Here is a 22436-nt window from a genome sequence, read left to right on the forward strand (position 1 = left end):
ACGTCTGGGTTTGCGTGGGTTTAACGTGTCACGTGGTGAACAAAACTCTTTTTGATGCGGGTCCCGCGCGCACTTCGTGGAAAAATACTGAGTTATGGCTAAACCAACTCCTCTTTCAGGCTTCCCAGAATGGCTCCCGGCGCAACGCATTGTGGAGCAGCAGATCCTCAAGATCGTCCAGGAGACCTTTGAACTTCATGGGTTTGCAAGCATTGAGACGCGCGCGGTCGAGCCGTTGGAGCAGTTGCTGAGCAAGGGGGAGACCTCCAAGGAGGTTTATCTGCTGAACCGCTTGCAGGCGGCGGAGGGCGAGGAGCAGTCGCGGGACAAGCAGTTGGGCCTGCACTTTGACCTGACGGTTCCGTTTGCCCGGTATGTTCTGGAGAACGCGGGTCACCTTGCTTTCCCTTTCAAGCGGTATCAGATTCAGAAGGTGTGGCGCGGTGAGCGCCCTCAGGATGGCCGGTTCCGCGAGTTCTATCAGGCGGACATCGATGTGGTTGGTGCGGGGGAGCTCCCGTATCACTTTGAGGTCGAGTTGCCGTTGGTGATGGCTGAGGCGTTCGGCAGACTGCGTTCGCTGGGCGTGCCGGAGTTCAAGATTCTGGTGAACAATCGCCGGGTGTCCGAGGGCTTCTACCGTGGGCTTGGCCTGAATGACATTGAGGGTGTTCTGCGCAATATCGACAAGTTGGACAAGATTGGCGCGGACAAGGTCCGCGAATTGCTTGTCGACGAGACGGGCGCGTCCCAGCAGCAGGCTCAGTTGTGTCTGGATCTCGCTGGGATTTCGGGTACCGATGCTTCCGTGATCGGACAGGTCCGTGCGCTTGCTGAAGGTAACGGTGTGGCGCACGAGTTGCTGGAGCAGGGGTTGAACGAACTCGAGGCCCTGTTGAATGCGGCTGCGGTACGGGCTCCCGGAACGATTGAGGCGAACCTGAAGATCGCGCGTGGTCTGGACTACTACACGGGCTGCGTGTACGAGTCGGTCTTGATCGGGCACGAGGACTTGGGGTCGATATGTTCTGGTGGACGCTATGACACGCTAGCCTCGGACGGTAAGAACACCTACCCGGGCGTTGGCCTGTCCATCGGTGTATCGCGTTTGGTCTCGCGGCTGCTCTCGAAGGGAATCGTGACTGCGTCGCGTTCGGTTCCCACCGCAGTGTTGGTGGCCGTCTTGGACGAGGAACACCGTGCCGCGTCGGATCGCGTCGCTGCGGCCTTGCGGGCTCGCGGTATCGCCACGGATGTGGCTCCGAGTGCAGCGAAGTTTGGGAAGCAGATCAAGTTCGCTGATCGTCGAGGCATCCCGTTCGTGTGGTTCCCAGAGGGTACTAACCAGGCCGGCGAGTTTGTTGCTCACCAAGTCAAGGACATTCGTTCGGGGGAGCAGGTCGATGCCGATCCGAACGCGTGGGTTCCTCAGGATGCCGCAGACCTCACACCCACGGTTTTCGCGCAGGCGTAATTTAGGCGATCTGCGCACTGTTTAACGACTAGACTTGAACGAAGTGCGTCTAGCGGACATAAGCGTTCGGTAGACAAAAACTTGCGACACGTAGAAGGGAAGACCGTGCTGCGCACTCACAACGCCGGCTCTTTGCGAGCTGAGCACATCGGCCAGACTGTAACTCTGACCGGATGGGTAGACCGCCGCCGTGATCACGGTGGAGTTGCCTTTATCGACTTGCGCGATGCCTCCGGTATTGCTCAGGTCGTTATCCGCGATGAGGAAGTTGCGCACCCGCTGCGCTCCGAGTTCGTTCTTCAGGTGACTGGAGAAGTTGCAGCACGCCCTGACGGTAACGACAATGCGAACCTTGCCACTGGTGCGATCGAAGTTATCACCTCCGAGGTTGTAGTCCTGAACGAGTCGGCTCCGCTGCCGTTCCAGGTGTCTACCGCGTTGGACGGTACCGAGGTTATCGGTGAGGAAGCTCGCCTGAAGCACCGTTACTTGGACCTGCGTCGTCCGAAGCCTGCGTCGACCATCCGGTTGCGTTCCAAGGTTTCCCAGGCGGCTCGTGCCGTGCTGGAAGACAACGACTTCGTGGAGATTGAAACTCCAACGCTGACCCGTTCAACCCCTGAAGGGGCGCGTGACTTCCTCGTCCCAGCGCGTCTGGCACCGGGTTCGTGGTACGCACTCCCGCAGTCTCCGCAGTTGTTCAAGCAGTTGCTGATGGTTTCGGGCATGGAGCGTTACTACCAGATGGCTCGCTGCTACCGCGATGAGGACTTCCGCGCGGACCGTCAGCCTGAGTTCACCCAGCTCGACATCGAGATGAGCTTTGTGGAGCAGGACGATGTGATCGCTCTTTCCGAGCAGTTGCTCAAGGCGATCTGGAAGCTGATCGACGTGGACCTCGAAGGACCAATCCAGCGGATCACCTACGCGGATTCGATGCGCAAGTACGGTTCGGACAAGCCAGACCTGCGCTTTGACCTCGAAATCACCGAGCTCGCAGAGTACTTCAAGGACACTCCATTCCGCGTGTTCCAGAACGAGTACGTTGGCGCGATCGTCATGCCTGGCGGTGCTTCGCAGCCACGTCGCGCATTCGATGCGTGGCAGGACTGGGCTAAGCAGCGTGGCGCTAAGGGTCTGGCATATGTCACGATCTCGGAGACCGGCGAGCTTGGCGGCCCTGTTGCCAAGAACATCACCGATGCTGAGCGCGACGGACTTGCCGCGGCAACCGGGGCTCAACCTGGTGACTGCATCTTCTTCGCTGCCGGCAAGACCGATGAGTGCCGTGGACTGCTTGGCGCCGTGCGTAACGAGATCGGTGCTCGCGCGGGTCTGATCGACGAGGACGCCTGGTCGTTCGTGTGGGTCGTTGACGCACCGCTGTTCAAGCCAACTGGCCAGGACGACGACGTTGACCTCGGAAACTCGGCGTGGACCGCAGTGCACCATGCATTCACGAGTCCAACCCCGGAGTGGCTCGACAACTTCGAAGAGAACCCCGGCGAAGCCCTCGCTTATGCATACGACATCGTGTGCAACGGTAACGAGATCGGTGGCGGATCGATCCGTATCCATCGCCGTGACGTGCAGGAGCGTGTCTTCAAGGTCATGGGTATCGGCGAGGAAGAAGCGCAGGAGAAGTTCGGCTTCCTGCTTGACGCCTTCAAGTTCGGTGCGCCACCTCACGGTGGAATCGCGTTCGGTTGGGACCGTATCGTCTCGCTGCTGTCGAAGTCCGAGTCGATTCGCGACGTCATTGCGTTCCCGAAGTCCGGCGGCGGTTTCGATCCGCTCACGCAGGCTCCGGCTCCAATTACCCCGGAGCAACGCAAGGAAGCTGGCGTTGACTTCAAGCCCAAGAAGGAGTCCTGATCTGAGCGTCCGATGAGGCGTCGATCAGTATGAATGAAGGCGGTGGGCCCGAAACACATGTTTCGGGCCCACCGCCTTTGTTGCGTTTAGTTGGTGGTCGATGGGGCCTTTTTGATCCACCTGCACCCACAATAGTTGCGTACCCGGAACAAAAAAGTTCCACCGACTTAAAGGGGTTAAAGAGGCATGGCGTGAGGCAGGGGGCTTGGACTCTCAGGTTGGCCGTAGGGAAGATGCACCCGCTTCGTTACGGTAGGTACCTGCTTCGCGAGGTTCCCAACCCTCCACTACACTCCCTAGTTCCCAGTGGTGAAGGTGTTGCAGGCGTTGAAGTCCCCGCCGTTATATCCGGTGAGGAACCACTCTTGGCGTTGCTCTGAGGAGCCGTGCGTAAACGAGTGCTCATCCACCTCGCCGTAGGCGGCCTCCTGAATCCGGTCATCGCCCACGGCAGCCGCGGCATCGAGAGCATCCTTGAGCTGTGCCTTAGTGATCGGTTTCAGATCCGGCTGACCCGTAGCAGGGTTTGGCGTGGTAGCAGCGTTACCTGCCCACATTCCGGCCAGACAATCGGCCATGAGCTCCACCTTGACGGAATCGGAGTCCGCACCCGAATCTCGACGGTTGGCTGAGCCGAGAACACCTGTGATGTTCTCAATGTGGTGGCCGTACTCGTGCGCGGTGATATACATCTGCGCAAGCGGACCACCCGTTGTGTTGAAGTCGGTGCGCAGGGTCTTGTAGAAGCCAGTGTCGATGTAGATGGTCTGGTCGGCTGGGCAGTAGAACGGTCCCGAAGCCGAGGAGGCGCTGCCACAACCGGTGGACACGGTGCCGGAGAATGTGGCCGCACCTGGTTCGGTGAACGTGGTACCGGTCTGGCGTTCGAGTTCCTGGCTCCAGAAAGCATCGAGCGACTGCACGGTCCAGTCATAACGGCACAGATCGTTTTCGTTGGCGTCTGAGGCCGTGTCACATCCGGTAACCGCCACCTCCTCCTGCGTTGACGTGGAGGAACCACCGTCTAACAGGGGAGCGAGTTGGGTGAGATCCACGCCAGCCCACTGGCTGATCAGGAACAGCACGATGAGTCCCAAACCACCACCGGCCACCGCCTTGCCGCCACCCGAACGGCGCTTGATGCGTCCAGACTCGAAATTGCCACCGTCTTGAAAAGTCATACGAGCAGAATAACGCGAGATAACCTGCGGGTGCGCGCCTAGTCTCAGGATGGTCTTGTTCCGTAGAAAGACACCCGAAGCCTCCACAGAACCCTCAGAAGATACTCGCCCGCAGGTTCCCGAGTCTCACGCAGACTAGTTGGTGTCGATGTTGGACGTAGGGCCGTGAGTCCCTGCAGAAGAATCGTGAAGCGGAGAGTCGTCGAGGATTGGACCACCGGATAGTGCTGGAGCGTCGAGCAAGCCACGGGCGGTAATCGCCTCACCGGTTTCGAGGGCGCAGCGTACTACGCCGATGCAGGCGGGAAGGAACACTCGCCACGGGTATGGTCGGACGGACCGACTGCGCAACACATCGATTGTTTCTTGCACTACCTCGTGGACGATGGGTATCGACCGCAGTGTGATGCCCACGCACAGGGCACACCGTGCCGCATATCGGCGAAGACCGCACCTACTCAGCATTCTCTCGAGGAGCCCCATCACCTGGGTCACGGTAGTTGTCGCCGATACGAGCGTTGCCCACACGATCAGCGTGGGAAACGTCAGAGCAGATACCACTGCTGCCGCAATGTTCCCGGTGAACAGGTGGTAGCCAAACATGGGAACAACAACGCAACAGGCGGTGAGAAGTCCCTGTACGGCGGGCCTTGTGGGGCGTAACGTGCACAGCGCAAGAGCGCCAAGCAAGAGTGCCACACCTGAGACAGGCCAGACCCGTAGCAGCGACACTGTCAACGACACGGAGAGCAGCACGAACAGCTTGACCGCCACTGGTATCCGATGCAACCAGGTTGGACGTTGAAGATATGCGCCAATCACTGCTGTGGAAGAGCCTGGTGAAGTACCTCGATATGTCCCCGCACCCAAGTACGGTTGCGCAGGCTCAGCCATACTGCACTGTTCTGCGCCGGGACATCAGGTCGGAATAGAAATCGATGGCCTCAGCGGGGTTGCCATCCCAGGCGACAACACCATCATGGATGACGAGCGCACGTTCGCACTGGCTGGCTAGCTCCAGGTCATGCGTAGCGATAACCGTGGGGACAGGCAATTCGAGGAGCAACCGCGAGATCGCCGCGCGCCACCCCAGATCAAGGCGGGTTGTCGGCTCGTCACACAGCAGTAACTGAGGTTTGGTCGCCAGCACGGAGGCGATGCCTACCAGTTGTTTTTGCCCTCCGGAAAGTGTGGAAACAGCCCTATCAGGTTCAAGGCGGATGCCGAAGTCGCCGAGAACTTGCCGCGCATCGCGGGGAATGGGCCTGCTGTCCGGTCTCTTGTGACGCAGCCTGTGTGCGGTAGCCAATGACAGGTCAATATCCTCACCGATTGTGGGCATCAAGATCTGCGAATCGGGGTTCGCCAGGACCAACGAGACGTGGGAACGGATCGTGGCCGGCTCGTCGACAGTATCGAAACCGCCCACCCGTACAAACCCGTAAGACGGGGTTACCAACCCGTTGAGACAGCGTAAGAACGTTGACTTTCCAGAGCCGTTCTCGCCGAGGACCGCAACCCTCCGCTCTGAGAGCGTCAGTGAAAGCGGCCCTAGAATTCGGGTTCCATCGGCTTCAACGACAACCCCATCAAACTCAATGCGCACGCGAACTAGCGCAGTTCTCGCAGAACCGGGAAAGCTCGCAGAACCGCGCTGGCTACCAGCACTGCGGCAGTGGTTTTGATGATGTCTCCCGGTAGGAAGATCAGGTCCGCGATGAAGGCGTCCTGAAGCGCCATCGGCACCCGCAGTGCCATACCCGTGATACCCAGAGCGTGCACGGTGACCAAGGAAATCAGTAGCGACAGGGAAACGGTCACCACAATTCGGAAGCCTTTGAGCGCAGCACCCTGCTCACCAAGGGCAAGAATAGCCCGTACACCCCAGCCAACCCCGAATGCGAGCAGAGGGAAACCGATCAGGTAGCCGGAGGTCGGACCCACGAAGGGAGCGAGTCCGCTGGCACCTGACGCGAAGACGGGAGCGCCCGCAGCACCGATAGCCAGGTACAGCAGCACGGCCAGCGCACCGCGTCGTGATCCTAAGACCAGTCCCGCAAGCATGACCCCGAAGGTCTGCAGCGTGATCGGAGTGGGAACACCGGCAACCATGATTGCGGGCATGAGGGCACACACGGCGATCAGAGCGGCGAACGAGGCAACGAGAGCAATATCCTGGCCAAGCCTGCCTGCTGAAGCGGTGGCGCGGCGCGGGCCAACCGTCGAAACAGGGGCGGCATCTTCAGTGGGCACAGTAGAGTTCACGGGTTTCCCTAAGGGTAGGTAGGCTGCAACGGGTGAGGTGGATGCGTGCGTTCTCACACGTGATGCTGACCTAAGTGGACAAAATACGGAGACTTTGAGCCTAGGCCACCGGTAAACTTGAACCCGTTTGTGTCTGCCGAGAACTTTTCCCCGCAGATTTGTATGGCTTGCACTAAGGAATCACATTGATTAGCGCTCAGGGTGTCGAAATTCGAATCGGCGCACGCACTCTGCTCAACCCCGTCTCATTCAAGGTTGGCAAGGGCGACAGGATTGGTCTCGTGGGCCGTAACGGCGCGGGGAAAACCACCTTGACCAAGGTGTTGGCAGGAGAAACACTACCGACCGCAGGCACAACTTCGGTCTCGGGCATCCTGGGGTATCTGCCGCAGGATCCACGCCCATCAGACCCACAGATGAGCGCGAAGGACCACATCCTGTCGATCCGGGAACTCGACAAACTCGCCAAGCTCATGGCGAAGACCGAAGCGGAGATGGCTTCGGAAGACATGAAGGTTATGGAGCGGGCACTTGAACGCTACCCAAAGGTCGAGGCGCGTTTCATTGCTGCCGGAGGATATGGTGCCGAAGCGGAAGCGCTGAGGATCGCGGCAAACCTTGGGTTGGACAAGGATGTGCTCGATCACAAACTCGGTGAACTCTCCGGTGGCCAGCGCCGTCGGGTAGAGCTAGCGCGCATCCTGTTCTCGGGTGGGGAGACCCTGATGCTCGACGAGCCGACAAACCACCTTGACGTTGACTCGATCGCATGGCTGCGCGACTACCTACGTGCCTACGAGGGTGGGCTGATCGTGATCTCGCACGACAACGAGTTCATGCGCGCCATCGTGAACAAGGTGTACTTCCTCGATGCCACCCGGGGCGAGATGGACCAGTACAACCTTGGCTGGGATGACTATCTGCTGCAACGTGAAACTGATGAGAAGCGTCGCCGCAGGGAACGCGCCAATGCCGAGAAGAAGGCATCGGCCCTCATGGCTCAGGCCGACAAGATGCGTGCCAAGGCGAGCAAAGCAGTGGCCGCGCAAAACATGATCAAGCGTGCCGAGAAGATGCTCGAAGGACTTGAAGGGCCACGTGTAGCCGAGAAGGTTGCGAAGTTGCGTTTCCCAACGCCAGCTCCGTGTGGCAAGGTTCCGCTCACCGCCAACGGGCTGTCCAAGTCGTATGGGTCGCAAGAGGTGTTCATTGGTGTGGACCTCGCGATCGACCGTGGCGCACGCGTTGTGATCCTCGGATTCAACGGCGCGGGCAAGACCACGCTGCTGCGGCTACTCGCCGGAGTGGAATCGGCGGACTCTGGCGAGGTCGTTCCAGGGCACGGACTCAAACTTGGCTACTATGCGCAGGAACACGACACACTCGATCTATCGGTCACGGTGGTTGAGAATCTACGTCACGCGGCACCGGACCTCACGGATACAGAGGTGCGTTCCACCCTCGGCTCGTTCCTGTTCTCGGGGGAGGACGCGGACAAGCCCACGCATGTGCTGTCTGGTGGTGAGAAGACCCGTCTCGCGCTCGCAACGCTCGTGGTGTCCTCCGCCAACGTGCTGCTGCTCGACGAACCAACCAATAACCTCGACCCCGCTTCACGCGCGGAGATCCTTGGTGCACTATCCACCTATGAGGGTGCGGTCATCATGGTCACCCACGACGAGGGGGCGGTGGAAGCCCTGCACCCAGATCGTGTGCTTCTGCTGCCGGACGGTGACGAGGACCTGTGGTCGGATGACTACCGTGATCTGATCACGCTCGCTTAAGGTTACCGGCTGGCCATGTGCCGCATCTAAAGTGCCTGGCCCAACAGCGTGAGATGACGGATCAGGCAGGGGAATCGTCGCCAGTCTGGGAACTATTCGAACAGCGAGTCCTCGTAGTCCTCCTCGGTTGGTTCCTGCTTCCTGCGCCGGGAGGTCGCGGAAGATCCCTCACCGGACGAGCGCTCAAGACGATTGAGCTCCGCAAATGGATTACTCTGTGCGTTCGGAGCACGCCGCGACCGGGTCTCCCGAATGATCAGCACACCAAACCCTGCGACTGCGCCGATCGCAAACACCCACCATTGCAGTGCGTAACTCAGATGGTTCTTGGGGTCGGTGGAGGGACGTGGCGGAGGATTGATGAAATCGGTTGCCGCAGGGGATTCTGAATCGAGTGAACCGTACACGTTCTCGTATTGCCCAGGCAGGTCGCCAGCCGTACCGGAACCCCACTCGAGTCCTGCCGCAAACGCGTCTGGAACGTGGATCATCTGCACCTGCCCAACCGGAGCGCCGCGCGTGGGTTTCGGTTCTGATGGACGCAGGTGGACAACAATCGTGACCTCACCGGCAGGTGGATCAGGTAGCACGGAAGGACGTTCAAAGTCCGTGTCCTGTGCACTCCACCCACGATTTACCAGCAGCGTGTGCCCTGAGTTGGTCACGAATGGTACGAGAACATGGACGCTGGGCGTTGAGTTGATCGGCCGGTTACGGAGCAGCGCAGTGTACTGCGGGGCATAGCGTCCTGTGGCTTCCACACGGGTCCAGGGCTGGCTTGGCTCGAGTTCCGCATCTGGGCTCGAGAGGAGCGCCTCCAGTGGGACGGGAACAGATTCGTAGTTTGCTTTGACCGTGTTGATGGCCTCCTCACGGTGTTCATACCGTGAAAACTGCCAGCGACCGGCTGTGATGCATCCGACTACGGCCAGCGCTACGAGTAGTGCGACACCGATCCACTGAAGCGTGCTGAGTGGCTTACGGTCTGCAGCATCCGATGTAGGTTGGCGCAGTTCCGGCATCTGCTCGTTTGGCACGATGCCCACTTACACGTCCTTGGTTTCGAGTTCTGAGACTGGCACGACATCCTTGAGGAAACCGCGCGCGCTGAGGAACGTGTTCAGATGGTCGAGGTGGTCATCGCAGGCAAGCCACACCTTCCGGCGCTGCGGGGTGTGGATCTTCGGGTTGTTCCACAGCAGCCCCCACGCGGCGTCAGCCCGGCATCCCTTGCCCGAACAGATCAGTGAGTCCACGGGGTCTGGCGTGGCGAGCAGGTCAATCACAAATATCTCCAGTGATCGCGGCGAAATTTCCTCATCCAGTCTACGCCGCCGCCGTGTTTCGGTGCGATAACGATGGGTGGGCGCTATGCGCGCCCTACTCATTGACGACGATCCGGCCAGTTGTCAGGTTCCCGTGAAGTGTGTGGGTGGCCGGGCTGCGTTCTGCGCACTTGGTGGATGGGAACGGGGCCGCAGCGGTCCAATACGAGGTGGAGACTTCAAGTGAAGTTTGTAGGCATCTCACAAATCTGGCGGGGTAGTGGAGGGCGATTCGTGTGATGTCGTAGTGGGATTCATCCTATAGCCTGTTGAAACTGGCGTGCTTATGCCCGGAACGCGATGATGGAGATACATGCGCGCCGGGGCTGGCTTGAGCGAGGCGTAGTTGTACGCGAGACGCTGGTTAACGGTGAAAGACGAAAGAGGCGTAACTGTGGCAGAGACAACCGGACGAGTTGTTCTAGTAACCGGAGCGAACCGGGGGATTGGGCGCGCTATCGCCGAGCGATTCGTGGCCCAGGGCGACAGAGTCGCCACAATCTACCGCAGTGGAGACCTGCCCGATGGCGTATTCGGTGTCCACGGTGACATGACCTCAACCGAGCAAGTCGATGAGGCATTCAGCAGGATCGAAGCGGAACTCGGTCCGGTGGAGGTGCTCGTGGCAAACGCAGGAATCACCAAGGACCAGTTGCTCATGCGCATGAGCGATGATGAGTTCGAGTCCGTTCTCGACGTCAACCTGGGCGGAACGTTTCGCTGCGTGCGCCGCGCATCCAAAGGCATGATCAAGGCTCGCTTTGGTCGCATCGTCATGATCTCCTCCGTCATTGGCCTGTACGGCGGTCCGGGCCAGGCCAACTACGCTGCCTCCAAGGCGGGACTCGTTGGCCTCGCCCGCTCCATCACCCGTGAGATCGGTGCACGAGGCATCACCGCGAACGTCGTTGCGCCAGGCTTCATCGAGACCGCAATGACTGCTGCGCTCCCAGAGGACACGCAAAAGAAGTACAAGGCATCCATCCCCGCTGCTCGCTTCGCGCAGCCTGAAGAAGTGGCAGCCGCGGTCGCATTCCTTGCATCCAACGAGTCCGGATACATCTCAGGTGCTGTCGTGCCCGTTGATGGCGGACTCGGCATGGGCCACTGAGCCTCACAATCTCTATCCATCTCCCTGTAAAAGACTTAAGGAAAACAGCATGGGTCTGCTCGAAGGCAAGAAAATCCTCGTCACCGGTGTGCTCACCGATGGCTCAATCGCATTTCACGTTGCAAAACTCGCGCAGCAGGAAGGCGCTCAGGTCATCCTGACCTCGTTTGGCCGCCAGGCTCGATTGACCGCAGCCATCGCCAAGCGTTTGCCCGTTACCCCCGAGGTTCTGCAACTGGACGTCACCAACGAGGACGACCTCGCACAGTTGGAAGCACGTGTCTTGGAACACGTTGATTCTCTCGATGGGGTAGTTCACTCCATCGGATTCGCCCCTCAGTCCGTTATGGGCGGCAACTTCCTGGCCGGCGAATGGGCAGATGTCGCGACTGCTCTCGAAGTCTCCGCGTTCTCGCTAAAGTCGCTGGCAGTAGCCACAAAACCACTCATGAGGAACGGTGGTTCGGTGGTTGGTCTGACCTTCGATGCACAGTTCGCATGGCCTGTTTATGACTGGATGGGTGTGGCAAAGGCCGCATTCGAATCCACGGCGCGTTATCTCGCCCGTGATCTCGGTCCAGACAAGATTCGGGTTAACCTCGTATCTGCGGGACCAATCCGAACCACCGCTGCGAAGTCCATTCCAGGCTTCGAACAGATGGAGGGGTCCTGGCCTGAGCGCGCCCCGCTCGGGTGGGATCAGACTGATCCAGAGCCTGCCGCTCGCGCGGTAGCCGCCCTGCTGTCAGACTGGTTCCCAGCAACGACCGCCGAAATCGTCCACGTGGACGGAGGCGTCCACGCGATGGGACAGTGATGTGAATTCAGCGAATGAAACGCGCCGACTCGTGCTTATGCGGCATGCAAAGGCCGAGCCAGCAGGCTCCGTGTCAGACGAGATGCGGCCCCTAGCCCTTAACGGGCGTAGGCAGGCGAACGCCGCCGGGCCACTCCTGGTCGAACTGGGCGTGACCCCAGATCGAGTCATGGTATCGGGAGCGTTACGCACCCGACAGACCTGGGAACTGCTTTCTAACGGTCTTGACGTAGAGGCTTCATTCGCTGAGATCACCGATGCGTTGTATCTGGCGCATCCACAGGACGTCCTGTCCATGATCGGTGAACTTGACGGCTCGTGTTCCACCGCCTTGATCGTGGGACACGAGCCCACCATGTCCGGTCTCGCCGCACACCTTGGCGGGCCTGATTCGGACCTAGAGGCATACAACAAAGTTCGCTTCGGGCTACAGACCAGCGCCTTCGCCGTCCTCGAATCCACACTGCCTTGGAGCGCCTGGGCTGAGGCAACCGCGCGTCTGACGCTGAGCGCTCGCCCGCAGGTCTAGGGTTCCATTCCAGGTCATGAACATCAAGCATCCGTATCTGCTGTTCGGCGGTGCTGGCCTGTTGTCTGCCGCGTGGGTTGTCTTTGGCCGTGGACTGTTTGGTCTGCTCGGGTCGTTCACAGGGCTGTACATTTTGCTACTGGGTCTGCCCATCATCACACTGCATCTTCTGATCGCACGCAATATCTCACGGACCACGCGCAGCGGCCATCCAACACAGCCCAGGACCCTCATCGTGATGAGCGGTGCCTGGTTGTGCTTCACTCTGCTTGGATTCCTGATTCCTGACCGGATCGACGGTACCCTGCACGCCGTGGCGACAGGGGACACGCCAGGACAGATCGGTCTGGCCATCGGTTTCTCCAACCCCATGGGGATTATCGGTATCGGCCTGTGCGTGGCCACCATCATCTGCGCACACTTTGACGCGCGCGGCCCGCAACCCTCAGAAGACGAACTGTACGAGGCATCTCAATAGTTTTGTGCCTGTCGTCTTGGGGCAGGGTTCAGGGTGTGGACGCGCGCTCGAGCCACCACCTAGCGCGATAACCTATTCCGGTGACTGCATACACAACTGATCCCGCCGCACGCAGACTGATCGTCATGGATGTCGACTCGACCCTGATCCAGCAGGAAGTCATCGAACTGATAGCTCAGCATGCCGGGACACTGGAGCAGGTTGCAGCGGTCACCGAGGCCGCGATGAGAGGGGAACTCGACTTCGCGCAGTCACTTGAGCAACGCGTGGCAACTCTCAAAGGCGTTACCACCGAGCAACTCCAATCCGTGCGCTCGCGAATAACGTTCTCTGACGGTGCCCAGGAATTCATTGGTGCCTGTCAAGAACGCGGCTGGGAGGTAGCCCTTGTCTCCGGAGGATTTGAGGAGATCGTCGCTGGACTCGCCGCCGAGGTCAACGTCACTCGCTTCCACGCCAACGCTCTCGAGGTGGACAACGGTGTCCTGACCGGACGCACCAGTGGGCAGGTCGTGGATCGGGCGTTTAAAGAACAGTTTCTGCGCTCCAATGCGGCGAAGCTCGCAATCCCAATGAACCGAACCGTAGCTCTCGGCGATGGAGCAAATGACCTCGACATGATCCATGCCGCTGGAATAGGCATCGCCTTCAACGCCAAGCCCATCGTGGCTGAACAAGCCGACTACGCAGTGACCGGATCAATGCTGCGTGCGCTTGAAGTGATCGACGCGCATCGCTAGGGCGACAACACGCTAGGGTAGAGGCATGATTCAGCGTTTTGCAGCGATGTGGCTAGTCTTGGCCACGCTCGCCATGAGCGCTCATGCACTTGTGGCGCAGAGCCTGCCCACGCTTACAGGGCTTCTTGTCACCGTAGTCCTCCTGATGCCATGTGCGGCGGTTGCAGCGCGGTTGAATCGCCGCATCGTGACCATCGGCGTTGCGGTGATGGCCCAGGCCATCGCACACTTTTCACTCGGGGTTCCCAGTTTCACGCTGAGCGGTGACCTACATGGTGCTCACCAGGTCCATCTTGAGTCCGCAGGTCTGATGCAGATTGGCCAAGCCAGCGTGCATGGCCATCTGACTCCTGCAATGCTCGCAACTCACATCGTATCTGCGATCGCACTCAGCATGATTCTGCATCGGATCGATGATTTCCTGAGCGCCCTCAGCGGTCTCCTGGTGGTATTCGTACCGCAGCAACTCATCGCCGTCGTGCCAATATATCGGCCTATGCGCAGCGGCACGACCGTCGTTTCCTCCTTGTGCTCGCGTCTGTTCTCCCGTTTCCATCCACGCCGCGGGCCACCTCTTCCTCTATTCGTCTGAAATTCCGGTTCCCAGCCCTCCTATCAATAGGTAGGGCTACGCGTGCGCGCCCGTAAGCCGCGCCGCGCTCACGAGCCTTCGACAACTCACACACAGAGGAAAAATGAACATCACAACCAACTTTGGCGCGCCCATGCGCAACTCCGTACGACTCGCTGGCATGATCCTGTGTGCCGCGACACTGGCCTTCACTGCGACTGCCTGCGGCGGCAACACAGAAGCTGCCAAAGACAACGCTTCGAGCCAGGAAACCCACAGAGAGGCCAGTCGCGGTCAGGCAATCACTGCGGTTGATCCTTGGATCAAGGCCGCAGGCGCAGGCGACACGCATGCTATGACGGCAGCGTTCATGACGCTCAAAAACAGCACGGACGACCCAGTGGAATTGGTTTCAGCGACTGTGGAAGGCGCTGAACTGATCGAGTTGCACGAGACCGTTGCCGATGACCACGGAGCAACGATCATGCGCAAGGTAGATGGCGGATTCGAGATCCCCGCGCAGGGCGAACGCATCCTGGAACCGGGCGGAGAACACATCATGCTCATGGAGTTGTCCGCGGACTTCGTCGCGGGCGATGTCGTTGACATCACGCTCGGTTTCGCTTCGGGTGAGGAACTCGTGGTTCCAGCGACCGTGCGGGAGTTCTCTGGTGCGCAGGAGGAATACGCGCACGAGGAAACCGCGAAGCAGGGAGAACACGGTCATGAGGATCATGACTCCGACCACTGATCCACAGCCCAATGACCCGCAAGATGCCTCACGCGATGTTCTCGTTGGGCGGCGGATGCTTCTGAAATCAGGGCTGATCGTAGGAGCCACCACCGCAGTGGGTGCGTCGCTCGGTTTTCTGACCGAGCGGCGCACTGCCGCGCCAAGCGTGCAGGAGGCGAAACCCACGTTCAACGTGTTTGGCTCTGAGACTGCGGAGTTCCATGGCGTAGTCCAGCCGGGGATTGTGTCCCGGCACCAAGCTAATCTACTCATGATGGCTTTCACTGTTCGTGAGGGCCAAACTCCACAAGACGCACAACGTATGCTTCGGGTGCTGACGCAGGACGCGGAACGCCTCATGGCCGGGAAAGGTGGCTTGGCGGATAACGATCGAGAACTCGCGCAGTATCCAGCGGGACTGACCGTGACGGTCGGTGTTGGACCGCATTTCTTTGATCGGTTCGGCATGCCTGAGCGAAAACCCCACTGGTTACAGGATCTGCCTGCATATCGGATTGACCAACTGCAGGAACGTTGGTGCGGGGGAGACCTGATCATCCAGATCTGCGGAGACGACCAGATTGCGCTGTCCAACTCCCGCAGGTTGTTCGTGAGTCAACTACGCTCGTGGGCCAGCCTGCGCTGGCTGCAGGACGGATTCAGTGGGGCACGGCATTCACGGCCTGAGGGTGAGACTCCGCGCAATCTGATGGGGCAGGTGGATGGCACGGTCAATCCGGCGGTCACCCAGGACAACCCCCAGGTGTTCATGGAGAACGCAGGCGTGTGGAATGGCGGAAGTACGCTCGTCATCAGACGAATTATGATGATCCTGGACACCTGGGAAGAGGTTGACCGTGTGGCCCGCGAAGACGTGATAGGGCGCAGGATCGACTCAGGTGCGCCGCTTTCTGGAGTCCATGAGCATGATGAACCGGACTTCGATGCGCGCGGTCCGCTGGGCTTCGAGAAGATTGCACCGTACTCGCATGTGCGCCGGGCGCGTTCGGAAAACTCGAATGAGCGAATATTTCGAAGGTCATACAACTATGACAATGCTCCCGAGTCTGGTCAGGCGCACAATACCGGTCTGGTGTTCTTGTCGTACCAGGCAAGTATCGTGGATCAGTACATGCCGATCCAGCAGCGGTTGGCTGACCTTGACGCGCTCAACGAATGGACGGTTCCCATTGGTTCGGCAGTGTGCGCGATCCTACCGGGTTGCCGCGAGGGTGAGTATTTGGGTCAGCGCATCATCGAGCAGGCTCTGTAGCCAGGGCGAGAGCGACTAGAACCTTGCTCACAATGCGCTCTCGTTGAAGTTGAACCTGAGTTCCCGAAAACGCACTCTTTCTTGTTCGATGCCGCTGGAAGATGCTGGGCGCAAATACGCCTCACTGAACCGTGCTGGAAGACGCGGAGCAGACAGGAGTAAACCGTATCGTCGGCAATTTGCAGGATCATCTGGATGGCGCGAAAAAACGGGTGGGCACTCCATATTGGAGTGCCCACCCGTTTTTGGAGTGATTACTGCAACCTACTCGACGATGGTGCCCTTCGGGACCACGGTGATTCCCTCTTCAGTGACGGTGAAACCGCGGCGGCGATCCTCGTCGGAATCAATTCCAATGCGGGCGCGTTCTTTGACCACAACGTTCTTGTCCAGGATTGCGCGGTGCACCTGCGCGTGCCGGTGTACAACCACGTCATCCATGAGCACAGAGTCAGACACAGACGACCACGAGTGCAACCGCACACCCGGAGACAGAATCGAACCAACCACGGTCGCCCCAGAAATCACTACGCCGGGTGAAACAATCGAGTCAGCGGCGTGACCGAGACGACCCGGACCAGCGTGCACGAACTTGGCAGGCGGTAAACCGGTGTAACCCGTGTACAGTGGCCACTCGTCGTTGTACATGTTGAACACGGGGTTGACCGCGATAAGGTCCTTGTTTGCCTCATAGTAGGACTCGATGGTACCCACGTCGCGCCAGTAGTTACGGTCACGGTCGGTCGATCCTGGGACATCGTTGTCCTTGAAATCGTAGAAGCCAGCGGTTCCACGGTTCACGAAGTAAGGGACGATGTCCCCACCCATGTCGTGCTTGGAATCATCGTTGTCAGCATCCCTGGACACGGCCTCCACCAGTGCGTCCGTGTTCATGACGTAGTTACCCATTGAAGCGAGAACCTCGTGTGGGGCATCCGGAAGACCGACAGGATTCTGTGGCTTCTCTAGGAACGCGCGGATTCGGTTCGGATTCTCAGAGTCGATGTCTATGACACCGAACTCCGGCGCGAGTTCAATGGGCTGGCGGATACCGGCGACTGTGATCTCGGCGCCGGATGCTATGTGTGCGTCCACCATCTGGGAGAAGTCCATGCGGTAGACGTGGTCAGCGCCGACCACAACCACGATGTCAGGACGTTCATCCTCAATGATGTTCAGGCACTGGTAGATTGCGTCCGCGGAACCGAGATACCACCGCTTACCCACACGCTGTTGCGCAGGCACCGAGGACACGAAATTACCGAGCAGAGGTGACATGCGCCAGGTCTTTGAGATGTGACGGTCCAGCGAGTGGGATTTGTATTGCGTGAGCACGACGATGTGCAGGTAGTTCGAGTTGACGAGATTCGATAGGGCGAAGTCAACGAGGCGGTAGATGCCACCGAAAGGCACAGCCGGCTTAGCGCGATGCTTCGTGAGAGGCATCAGGCGCTTACCTTCACCACCGGCGAGGACAATCGCGAGAACTTTTGGATTAGCCATGACTGAACTCTATGTCGTTGTGACGCAATTCGCATAAAAAGTTGTACCGTGTCTGTGTGCGAATCGATCTTTTGACTAGAGAATACCCACCGTTTATCTACGGGGGTGCCGGTGTTCATGCCGCTGAGCTTTCTGCAGTGCTGCGTGAGCACGCTGATGTGCGGGTACATTGCTTTGACGGGCCGCGAGATGACCTGGGCATGGAGGGCGTAACGGGATACTCCATTCCGAGTGAACTCGCAGGCGCAAATCCGACGCTCGCGACGATGGGCGTGGACCTGCAGATCGCGGACAAGGTTGCTGGTGCCGATGTGGTGCACTCGCACACGTGGTACGCGAACTTCGCCGGTCATGTTGCCTCGCTGCTGCACGGTGTCCCGCATGTGCTGTCCGCGCATTCACTTGAACCGCTCCGTCCGTGGAAGGCGGAGCAACTTGGCGGCGGCTATGCGGTCTCGAGTTGGATTGAGAAGACCGCATACGAGGCCGCTGCGGGCATTATCGCGGTTTCGGGTGGTATGCGGGATGACATCTTGCGTTCGTACCCAAACGTGGACCCGGCAAAGGTTCATGTGATCCACAACGGTATCGACCTGTCGGGTTGGCAGCGTCCTATGGGCAAGGCGGCTGAGACCGCGGACGGTGTGGTGCGCAGGCTTGGCATTGACCCCGAGCGCCGCGCTGTCGTTTTTGTTGGCCGAATCACCCGCCAAAAGGGTTTGCCGTACCTGTTGCGTGCAGCAGAGAACCTGCCCGCGGACGTGCAACTCATCATGTGCGCGGGCGCCCCAGACACCCCAGAGATCGCCAAGGAAGTTTCTGACGCCTTTGCCGAGTTGGGTAAACGTCGCAGTGGTGTCATCTGGATTGAGGAGATGCTTCCACGGGAGGAACTCGTGGCCGTTCTCGCTGCCTCGACGGTGTTTGTCTGCCCATCGATTTACGAACCTCTCGGCATCGTCAACCTTGAGGCTATGGCCTGTGGCCTGCCAGTCGTTGGCAGCGCAACCGGTGGCATCCCCGAGGTGATCGACGATGGCGTCACCGGTTATCTTGTGCCCATCGAGCAGGTTCAGGACGGCACCGGAACCCCGATTGACCCCGACAAGTTTGTTGCCGATCTGTCTGACACCCTGAACAGGGTTCTAGCCGATCCGGCACGCGCAGCCGAGATGGGCCTCGCCGCACGCAAGCGAGTTGAGGACCACTTCTCGTGGGAGGCGATCGGGGAGCGCACGATGGCCTTGTATCGCCAGATTCTCGACGAGTCTGCGGCGTCCTGACCGTTAGCCGCCTTCCAGCGTAGTTAGTCCACCGCGCCGCGAGCAGGAAGACATCCTGCTCGCGGCGCGTGCTGTATCGATCTGCCATACGTGGTGGTCAAGGTCACCGGCAGGGATTCAGATTCGTTGCTAGCCTTGAACGTAGGCACTCAACACGAGGCCCCGGACGACGGATCAGTACCCGGTGAGCGAAAAGACTGGCCAAAGGAACCCAACATGCACTGGCTAGTGCTCATTGCGTCGGGAATGCTGGAGGCTGTGTGGGCCACCGCATTGGGCGCATCAGAGAAATTCAAGAAAACTGCTCCCACCATCGTGTTCTTTATCGCGATGATTGCCTCGATGGCCGGGCTTGCCTATGCGATGCGAGAGATTCCCACGGGAACCGCATATGCGGTCTGGGTGGGAATCGGGGCGGTGCTCACGGTCGCCATTGCGATGATTCGCGGCGAGGAAAAGGCTACAACTGCGCGGATACTTCTCCTGCTGGGCATTGTCGCCTGCGTCATTGGCTTGAAGGTGGTCGCATGATCGGCCTCAAGAACCTGCAGGATGCGCGTATGAGCCCGAATGCTGCATGGGCTGTCCTGATTGTCAGCGCCGTGTTCGAGGCGGTCTGGGCTACTGCGCTTGGACTGTCAGACGGATTTACCAAACCAGCACCGACCATTGTGTTTATTCTCGCCGTTGCTGTCTCGATGATCGGACTGGCCATCGCGATGCATGAGATTTCGATTGGTACCGCCTACGCGGTGTGGACTGGGCTAGGTGCCGTGCTCACGGTGACCTACGCGATCATCACTGGAACCGAAACAGCAAGCCCACTCAAGATCCTGTTCCTGGTGGGGATTGTTGGATGCACCGTGGGTCTCAAAGCCCTGGGCAGAGAACAGGGTAGAGAAGCGTAGGCAGGGGCGTGGTGTAGCGAGTTCCTGCCGAGTTTTCTCCGCCAGTGTGTGGGTTTACTCGCCAACGTGTGGCGGGTTTAGGCACATTTTGGCGAGTAAACCCACACACCGCTCAAAGTTTAGAAGCATCAACTGCCACCAAGTAGATAGGGCAGGGGTATGTTCCTAGTCGGTGACGAGTGGCGAGGTGAGCGCGGCCGCTTCCATTGCACGGCGAGCGGTCGCGTCCACCTGTCGCAGCAGCGCCAGCCGCCGGTCAGCGACTGCGCTGGAGAGTGCGCCGCCGTCATCGAAGCGCGCAATATCAACTATCGCGCGTAGCCTAGCCGACAACTCAAGGAGACTGACCACACGGGCTGGGGTGTCGTCGGGAACAAATGTGGTGATGTCCACGGAGTCTCGGAGCAGATCGACCAGATCACCGTACCGATCGGACGGTTTTGCGACGTCCAGGTTCATCAGTTCCTCGGCGATGGTGATGAGCCCACTGCGGACCTCACGGGATGCCTCGGCGATTGAACCGGCGCTTGCAAGGATTTGGTACTCCCACGAGCTGACCTCCACGCGTCGCCAGCGCACAAGGTAACCTTCCTCGATGTGGTTCCCAAACCGGTCAATCTGTGGAATCAGCGCAATATTCCGCTGGGTTCCATCGCGTTCCCGTAACCGCAGCAGCACAAGCTCTTCGGCCTCAACGCCTTCGTGGGCGGCGAAATATGGAGCTGAGGCGATGTCACCAGGCACAGGGAAAGCGCACCCCGCGGAAATGAGTGAACCGGACAGTGAACGCACAAACTCGATGAGCGAGATGACCTTCTCCTCGGAATCGATCTGAACGCTCACGGTGTGCGGCTCATCCTCGTGTTGGACACGTGCGACAGCGACTTCAGGGGAGCAATACCCACCTGCAGCGCGAGGCAGCCAGAGCGCCAATGACACGGAACGGGGCAGGATCGCGCGTGGATCGCTGCTACGAAACGGGCGGGGCAAGCCGCCTGTGGAAGAACTCACAAACTCAAACCTTCATTAGGTCCGTGCGGCAGGTGCCACGGGACAACAAATCGGATTAGAGTTTATGACATGACTTCGGTGCTTGACCTCGAAAATGTAAATGTTCGCCGCGGAACGAAAAACATTGTGAACGACCTGTCGTGGCGGGTTGAGGAAGGGGAGCGCTGGATCGTCCTCGGGCGTAACGGTGCGGGAAAGACGACGCTGATGCAACTGGCATCCACGCGTATGCACCCCACCAGCGGAACCGTTAAGGTACTCGGCGAGCAAATGGGCAAAGTGGACGTGTTCGAACTACGTCCGCGCGTCGGACTGGCAAGCGCCGCACTGGCCGAACGCATCCCCGGTGATGAGCGTGTTCAGGATGTCGTGTTGACCGCAGCATACGGGCGCACCGGACGTTGGAACGAAGAGTACGATGACTTCGACGTTGAGCGTGCTCAAGACCTCATGGCTGCGTTCGGCGTATCGGAATTGAAGAACCGCCACTACGGCACCCTGTCTGAAGGCGAACGCAAGCGGACGCAGATCGCCCGCGCACTTATGACTGACCCGGAACTTCTTCTGCTTGATGAGCCAGGTGCCGGACTCGACCTTGGTGGACGTGAGGAACTGATCGCAGCGCTCAGCGAACTTGCCGAGTATGAGGCCGCGCCTGTTCTCGTGCTTGTCACCCACCACGTGGAGGAAATCCCCCCAGGGTTTACGCACCTGCTGCTTCTGAAGGACGGTGGCGCATACGCCGCAGGGCCAATCGATGAAACTCTCACGGACGAGAACCTGTCTGGTGCCTTTGGACTGCCGTTGAAGGTAACCAAGGACAGTGACCGCTGGAGTGCACGCGCCGCAGCGCGCCTAAACGTACCGCGAGGATGACCTGATGTTTGTGAAGTGCCCCGGATCTGTAGGTTCGGGGCACTTTTTATGACAGTCGCACCAGCGTGGACGAAGCAAGTGGGTGATGTCTCAAACTGTTCGAGGCTGGCCGGAAAAATCACTAGGCTATTGCCCGCATTTCAGGTAAATTGACACAAACAAACCCAAATCTTTAAGGAGCTTTTAATGGCTTGGTGGATCTGGCTAATCATTGCGATTGTGCTCGTCATCGTTCAAATCGTGACGCTCGACCTCGTGCTCCTCATGCTTGCCGGTGGTGCTCTGGCCGCAGGCATCGCTGCAGCGCTGGGTGTTGAATCGATTCTGTCACAAGTTCTTATATGGGCTGTTGTCTCCATACTGTTGCTGGTTTTCGTCCGAAAATGGGCGTTGGAGAAGTTACGTTTCTGGCAAAGTGGATCGGAGACGAACGCTGCCAGCTATGTCGGACAATCCGGTATCGCCGTCACCCACGTTGACGGAGTCTCAGGCCGCGTGAAGTTCAACGGTGAAGTGTGGACTGCGCGTTCCCTGTCCGGCGCGCCTATCGTGGAAGGCGCGAACGTAGTTGTCGTCCAGATTGACGGCGCGACTGCGGTCGTTGATCCGGCCCCCGGCGTCTAATTGCTTAACACTCGTGCCGGCAAGGCGCGGGATCTCGCAACCAAGAGAAAGAGAGGCTTATAGTGCCTAATGAAA

Annotated in this window: 24 protein-coding genes and 1 riboswitch; of the genes, 16 read left to right on the top strand and 8 right to left on the bottom strand. The window is 59.2% G+C overall.

What is annotated here, in order from left to right; genetic code table 11:
- Nucleotides 1-94: 94 nt before the first annotated feature.
- On the top strand, nucleotides 95-1474 hold the full coding sequence (hisS, locus tag ACFSYH_RS02480; protein ID WP_377464901.1) for a histidine--tRNA ligase: 1380 nt from the start codon (nucleotides 95-97) through the stop codon (nucleotides 1472-1474).
- Nucleotides 1475-1579: 105 nt separating this feature from the next.
- A complete protein-coding gene (gene aspS, locus ACFSYH_RS02485; protein ID WP_377464902.1) occupies nucleotides 1580-3349 on the top strand; it encodes an aspartate--tRNA ligase in 1770 nt (589 codons plus the stop codon).
- Between the two features lie 296 nt (nucleotides 3350-3645).
- Here the strand turns inward: aspS and ypfJ are convergent, their stop codons facing one another.
- From ypfJ to ACFSYH_RS02505, 4 genes are all read right to left on the bottom strand, one after another.
- A complete protein-coding gene (ypfJ, locus tag ACFSYH_RS02490) occupies nucleotides 3646-4530 on the bottom strand; it encodes a KPN_02809 family neutral zinc metallopeptidase (RefSeq protein WP_377464903.1) in 885 nt (294 codons plus the stop codon).
- 135 nt (nucleotides 4531-4665) lie between these two features.
- Complete coding sequence (locus ACFSYH_RS02495; protein ID WP_377464904.1) at nucleotides 4666-5304, bottom strand: hypothetical protein; 639 nt, start codon at nucleotides 5302-5304, stop codon at nucleotides 4666-4668.
- Nucleotides 5305-5416: 112 nt separating this feature from the next.
- Entirely contained in the window at nucleotides 5417-6136 is a 720-nt protein-coding gene (locus tag ACFSYH_RS02500) for an energy-coupling factor ABC transporter ATP-binding protein (protein WP_377464905.1), read from the bottom strand.
- 5 nt (nucleotides 6137-6141) lie between these two features.
- Nucleotides 6142-6795, bottom strand: a complete 654-nt coding sequence (locus ACFSYH_RS02505) for a biotin transporter BioY (RefSeq protein WP_377464906.1) — start codon at nucleotides 6793-6795, stop codon at nucleotides 6142-6144.
- Nucleotides 6796-6980: 185 nt separating this feature from the next.
- On the opposite strand from ACFSYH_RS02505, the gene ACFSYH_RS02510 reads away from it, so the two are divergent.
- Nucleotides 6981-8579 carry an ABC-F family ATP-binding cassette domain-containing protein gene (locus ACFSYH_RS02510; RefSeq protein WP_377464907.1) on the top strand — a complete coding sequence of 533 codons (1599 nt, stop codon included), beginning with the start codon at nucleotides 6981-6983 and terminating at the stop codon, nucleotides 8577-8579.
- 92 nt (nucleotides 8580-8671) lie between these two features.
- Here ACFSYH_RS02510 and ACFSYH_RS02515 read toward each other — a convergent pair whose 3' ends face one another.
- Both ACFSYH_RS02515 and ACFSYH_RS02520 read right to left on the bottom strand, forming a co-directional pair.
- On the bottom strand, nucleotides 8672-9625 hold the full coding sequence (locus ACFSYH_RS02515) for an SURF1 family cytochrome oxidase biogenesis protein (protein WP_377464908.1): 954 nt from the start codon (nucleotides 9623-9625) through the stop codon (nucleotides 8672-8674).
- A complete protein-coding gene (locus tag ACFSYH_RS02520; RefSeq protein ID WP_377464909.1) occupies nucleotides 9626-9865 on the bottom strand; it encodes a hypothetical protein in 240 nt (79 codons plus the stop codon).
- A 433-nt stretch (nucleotides 9866-10298) separates the two neighbouring features.
- Between ACFSYH_RS02520 and ACFSYH_RS02525 the strand changes: the two genes are divergently transcribed.
- The 8 genes from ACFSYH_RS02525 to ACFSYH_RS02560 all read left to right on the top strand — a co-directional run bounded on the left by ACFSYH_RS02525 (nucleotide 10299) and on the right by ACFSYH_RS02560 (nucleotide 16156).
- On the top strand, nucleotides 10299-11015 hold the full coding sequence (locus tag ACFSYH_RS02525) for a beta-ketoacyl-ACP reductase (protein ID WP_377464910.1): 717 nt from the start codon (nucleotides 10299-10301) through the stop codon (nucleotides 11013-11015).
- Nucleotides 11016-11064: 49 nt separating this feature from the next.
- Nucleotides 11065-11832 carry an enoyl-ACP reductase FabI gene (gene fabI, locus ACFSYH_RS02530; RefSeq protein WP_377464911.1) on the top strand — a complete coding sequence of 256 codons (768 nt, stop codon included), beginning with the start codon at nucleotides 11065-11067 and terminating at the stop codon, nucleotides 11830-11832.
- A 1-nt stretch (nucleotide 11833) separates the two neighbouring features.
- Nucleotides 11834-12361, top strand: a complete 528-nt coding sequence (locus ACFSYH_RS02535; RefSeq protein ID WP_377464912.1) for a SixA phosphatase family protein — start codon at nucleotides 11834-11836, stop codon at nucleotides 12359-12361.
- A gap of 16 nt (nucleotides 12362-12377) precedes the next feature.
- Nucleotides 12378-12839: a hypothetical protein gene (locus ACFSYH_RS02540; protein ID WP_377464913.1), complete on the top strand. Its 462-nt coding sequence runs from the start codon at nucleotides 12378-12380 to the stop codon at nucleotides 12837-12839.
- A gap of 80 nt (nucleotides 12840-12919) precedes the next feature.
- The gene (serB, locus tag ACFSYH_RS02545) at nucleotides 12920-13579 is read left to right on the top strand and encodes a phosphoserine phosphatase SerB (RefSeq protein ID WP_377464914.1); all 660 of its coding nucleotides are present in this window, start codon (nucleotides 12920-12922) and stop codon (nucleotides 13577-13579) included.
- A 25-nt stretch (nucleotides 13580-13604) separates the two neighbouring features.
- Nucleotides 13605-14171, top strand: coding sequence for a hypothetical protein (locus tag ACFSYH_RS02550; RefSeq protein ID WP_377464915.1), 567 nt, complete (start codon nucleotides 13605-13607; stop codon nucleotides 14169-14171).
- A gap of 103 nt (nucleotides 14172-14274) precedes the next feature.
- Complete coding sequence (locus tag ACFSYH_RS02555; protein ID WP_377464916.1) at nucleotides 14275-14901, top strand: copper chaperone PCu(A)C; 627 nt, start codon at nucleotides 14275-14277, stop codon at nucleotides 14899-14901.
- Nucleotides 14885-16156 carry a Dyp-type peroxidase gene (locus tag ACFSYH_RS02560; RefSeq protein ID WP_377464917.1) on the top strand — a complete coding sequence of 424 codons (1272 nt, stop codon included), beginning with the start codon at nucleotides 14885-14887 and terminating at the stop codon, nucleotides 16154-16156. Before ACFSYH_RS02555 ends, ACFSYH_RS02560 begins: the two co-directional genes overlap by 17 nt.
- Nucleotides 16157-16420: 264 nt before the next feature.
- Here ACFSYH_RS02560 and glgC read toward each other — a convergent pair whose 3' ends face one another.
- A complete protein-coding gene (gene glgC, locus ACFSYH_RS02565) occupies nucleotides 16421-17659 on the bottom strand; it encodes a glucose-1-phosphate adenylyltransferase (protein ID WP_377464918.1) in 1239 nt (412 codons plus the stop codon).
- 56 nt (nucleotides 17660-17715) lie between these two features.
- Here glgC and glgA point away from each other — a divergent pair, with 56 nt between their 5' ends.
- The 3 genes from glgA (at nucleotide 17716) to ACFSYH_RS02580 (ending at nucleotide 19850) form a co-directional block, all read left to right on the top strand.
- The gene (gene glgA, locus ACFSYH_RS02570; protein ID WP_377464919.1) at nucleotides 17716-18942 is read left to right on the top strand and encodes a glycogen synthase; all 1227 of its coding nucleotides are present in this window, start codon (nucleotides 17716-17718) and stop codon (nucleotides 18940-18942) included.
- Nucleotides 18943-19084: 142 nt separating this feature from the next.
- Nucleotides 19085-19148, top strand: a riboswitch (guanidine-III (ykkC-III) riboswitch).
- A gap of 10 nt (nucleotides 19149-19158) precedes the next feature.
- Nucleotides 19159-19473, top strand: a complete 315-nt coding sequence (locus ACFSYH_RS02575) for a DMT family transporter (RefSeq protein ID WP_377464920.1) — start codon at nucleotides 19159-19161, stop codon at nucleotides 19471-19473.
- A complete protein-coding gene (locus ACFSYH_RS02580; RefSeq protein WP_377464922.1) occupies nucleotides 19470-19850 on the top strand; it encodes a DMT family transporter in 381 nt (126 codons plus the stop codon). The genes ACFSYH_RS02575 and ACFSYH_RS02580 overlap by 4 nt, the downstream gene beginning before the upstream one ends.
- A 165-nt stretch (nucleotides 19851-20015) precedes the next feature.
- Here the strand turns inward: ACFSYH_RS02580 and ACFSYH_RS02585 are convergent, their stop codons facing one another.
- The gene (locus ACFSYH_RS02585; RefSeq protein ID WP_377464923.1) at nucleotides 20016-20861 is read right to left on the bottom strand and encodes a hypothetical protein; all 846 of its coding nucleotides are present in this window, start codon (nucleotides 20859-20861) and stop codon (nucleotides 20016-20018) included.
- A gap of 69 nt (nucleotides 20862-20930) precedes the next feature.
- Between ACFSYH_RS02585 and ACFSYH_RS02590 the strand changes: the two genes are divergently transcribed.
- Nucleotides 20931-21737: an ABC transporter ATP-binding protein gene (locus tag ACFSYH_RS02590; protein WP_377464924.1), complete on the top strand. Its 807-nt coding sequence runs from the start codon at nucleotides 20931-20933 to the stop codon at nucleotides 21735-21737.
- A gap of 186 nt (nucleotides 21738-21923) precedes the next feature.
- A complete protein-coding gene (locus tag ACFSYH_RS02595; protein WP_377464925.1) occupies nucleotides 21924-22361 on the top strand; it encodes an NfeD family protein in 438 nt (145 codons plus the stop codon).
- Nucleotides 22362-22436 lie beyond the last annotated feature (75 nt).

This window comes from Populibacterium corticicola, from assembly GCF_042683685.1.
GTDB classification, from domain to species: domain Bacteria; phylum Actinomycetota; class Actinomycetes; order Actinomycetales; family Cellulomonadaceae; genus Timonella; species Timonella corticicola.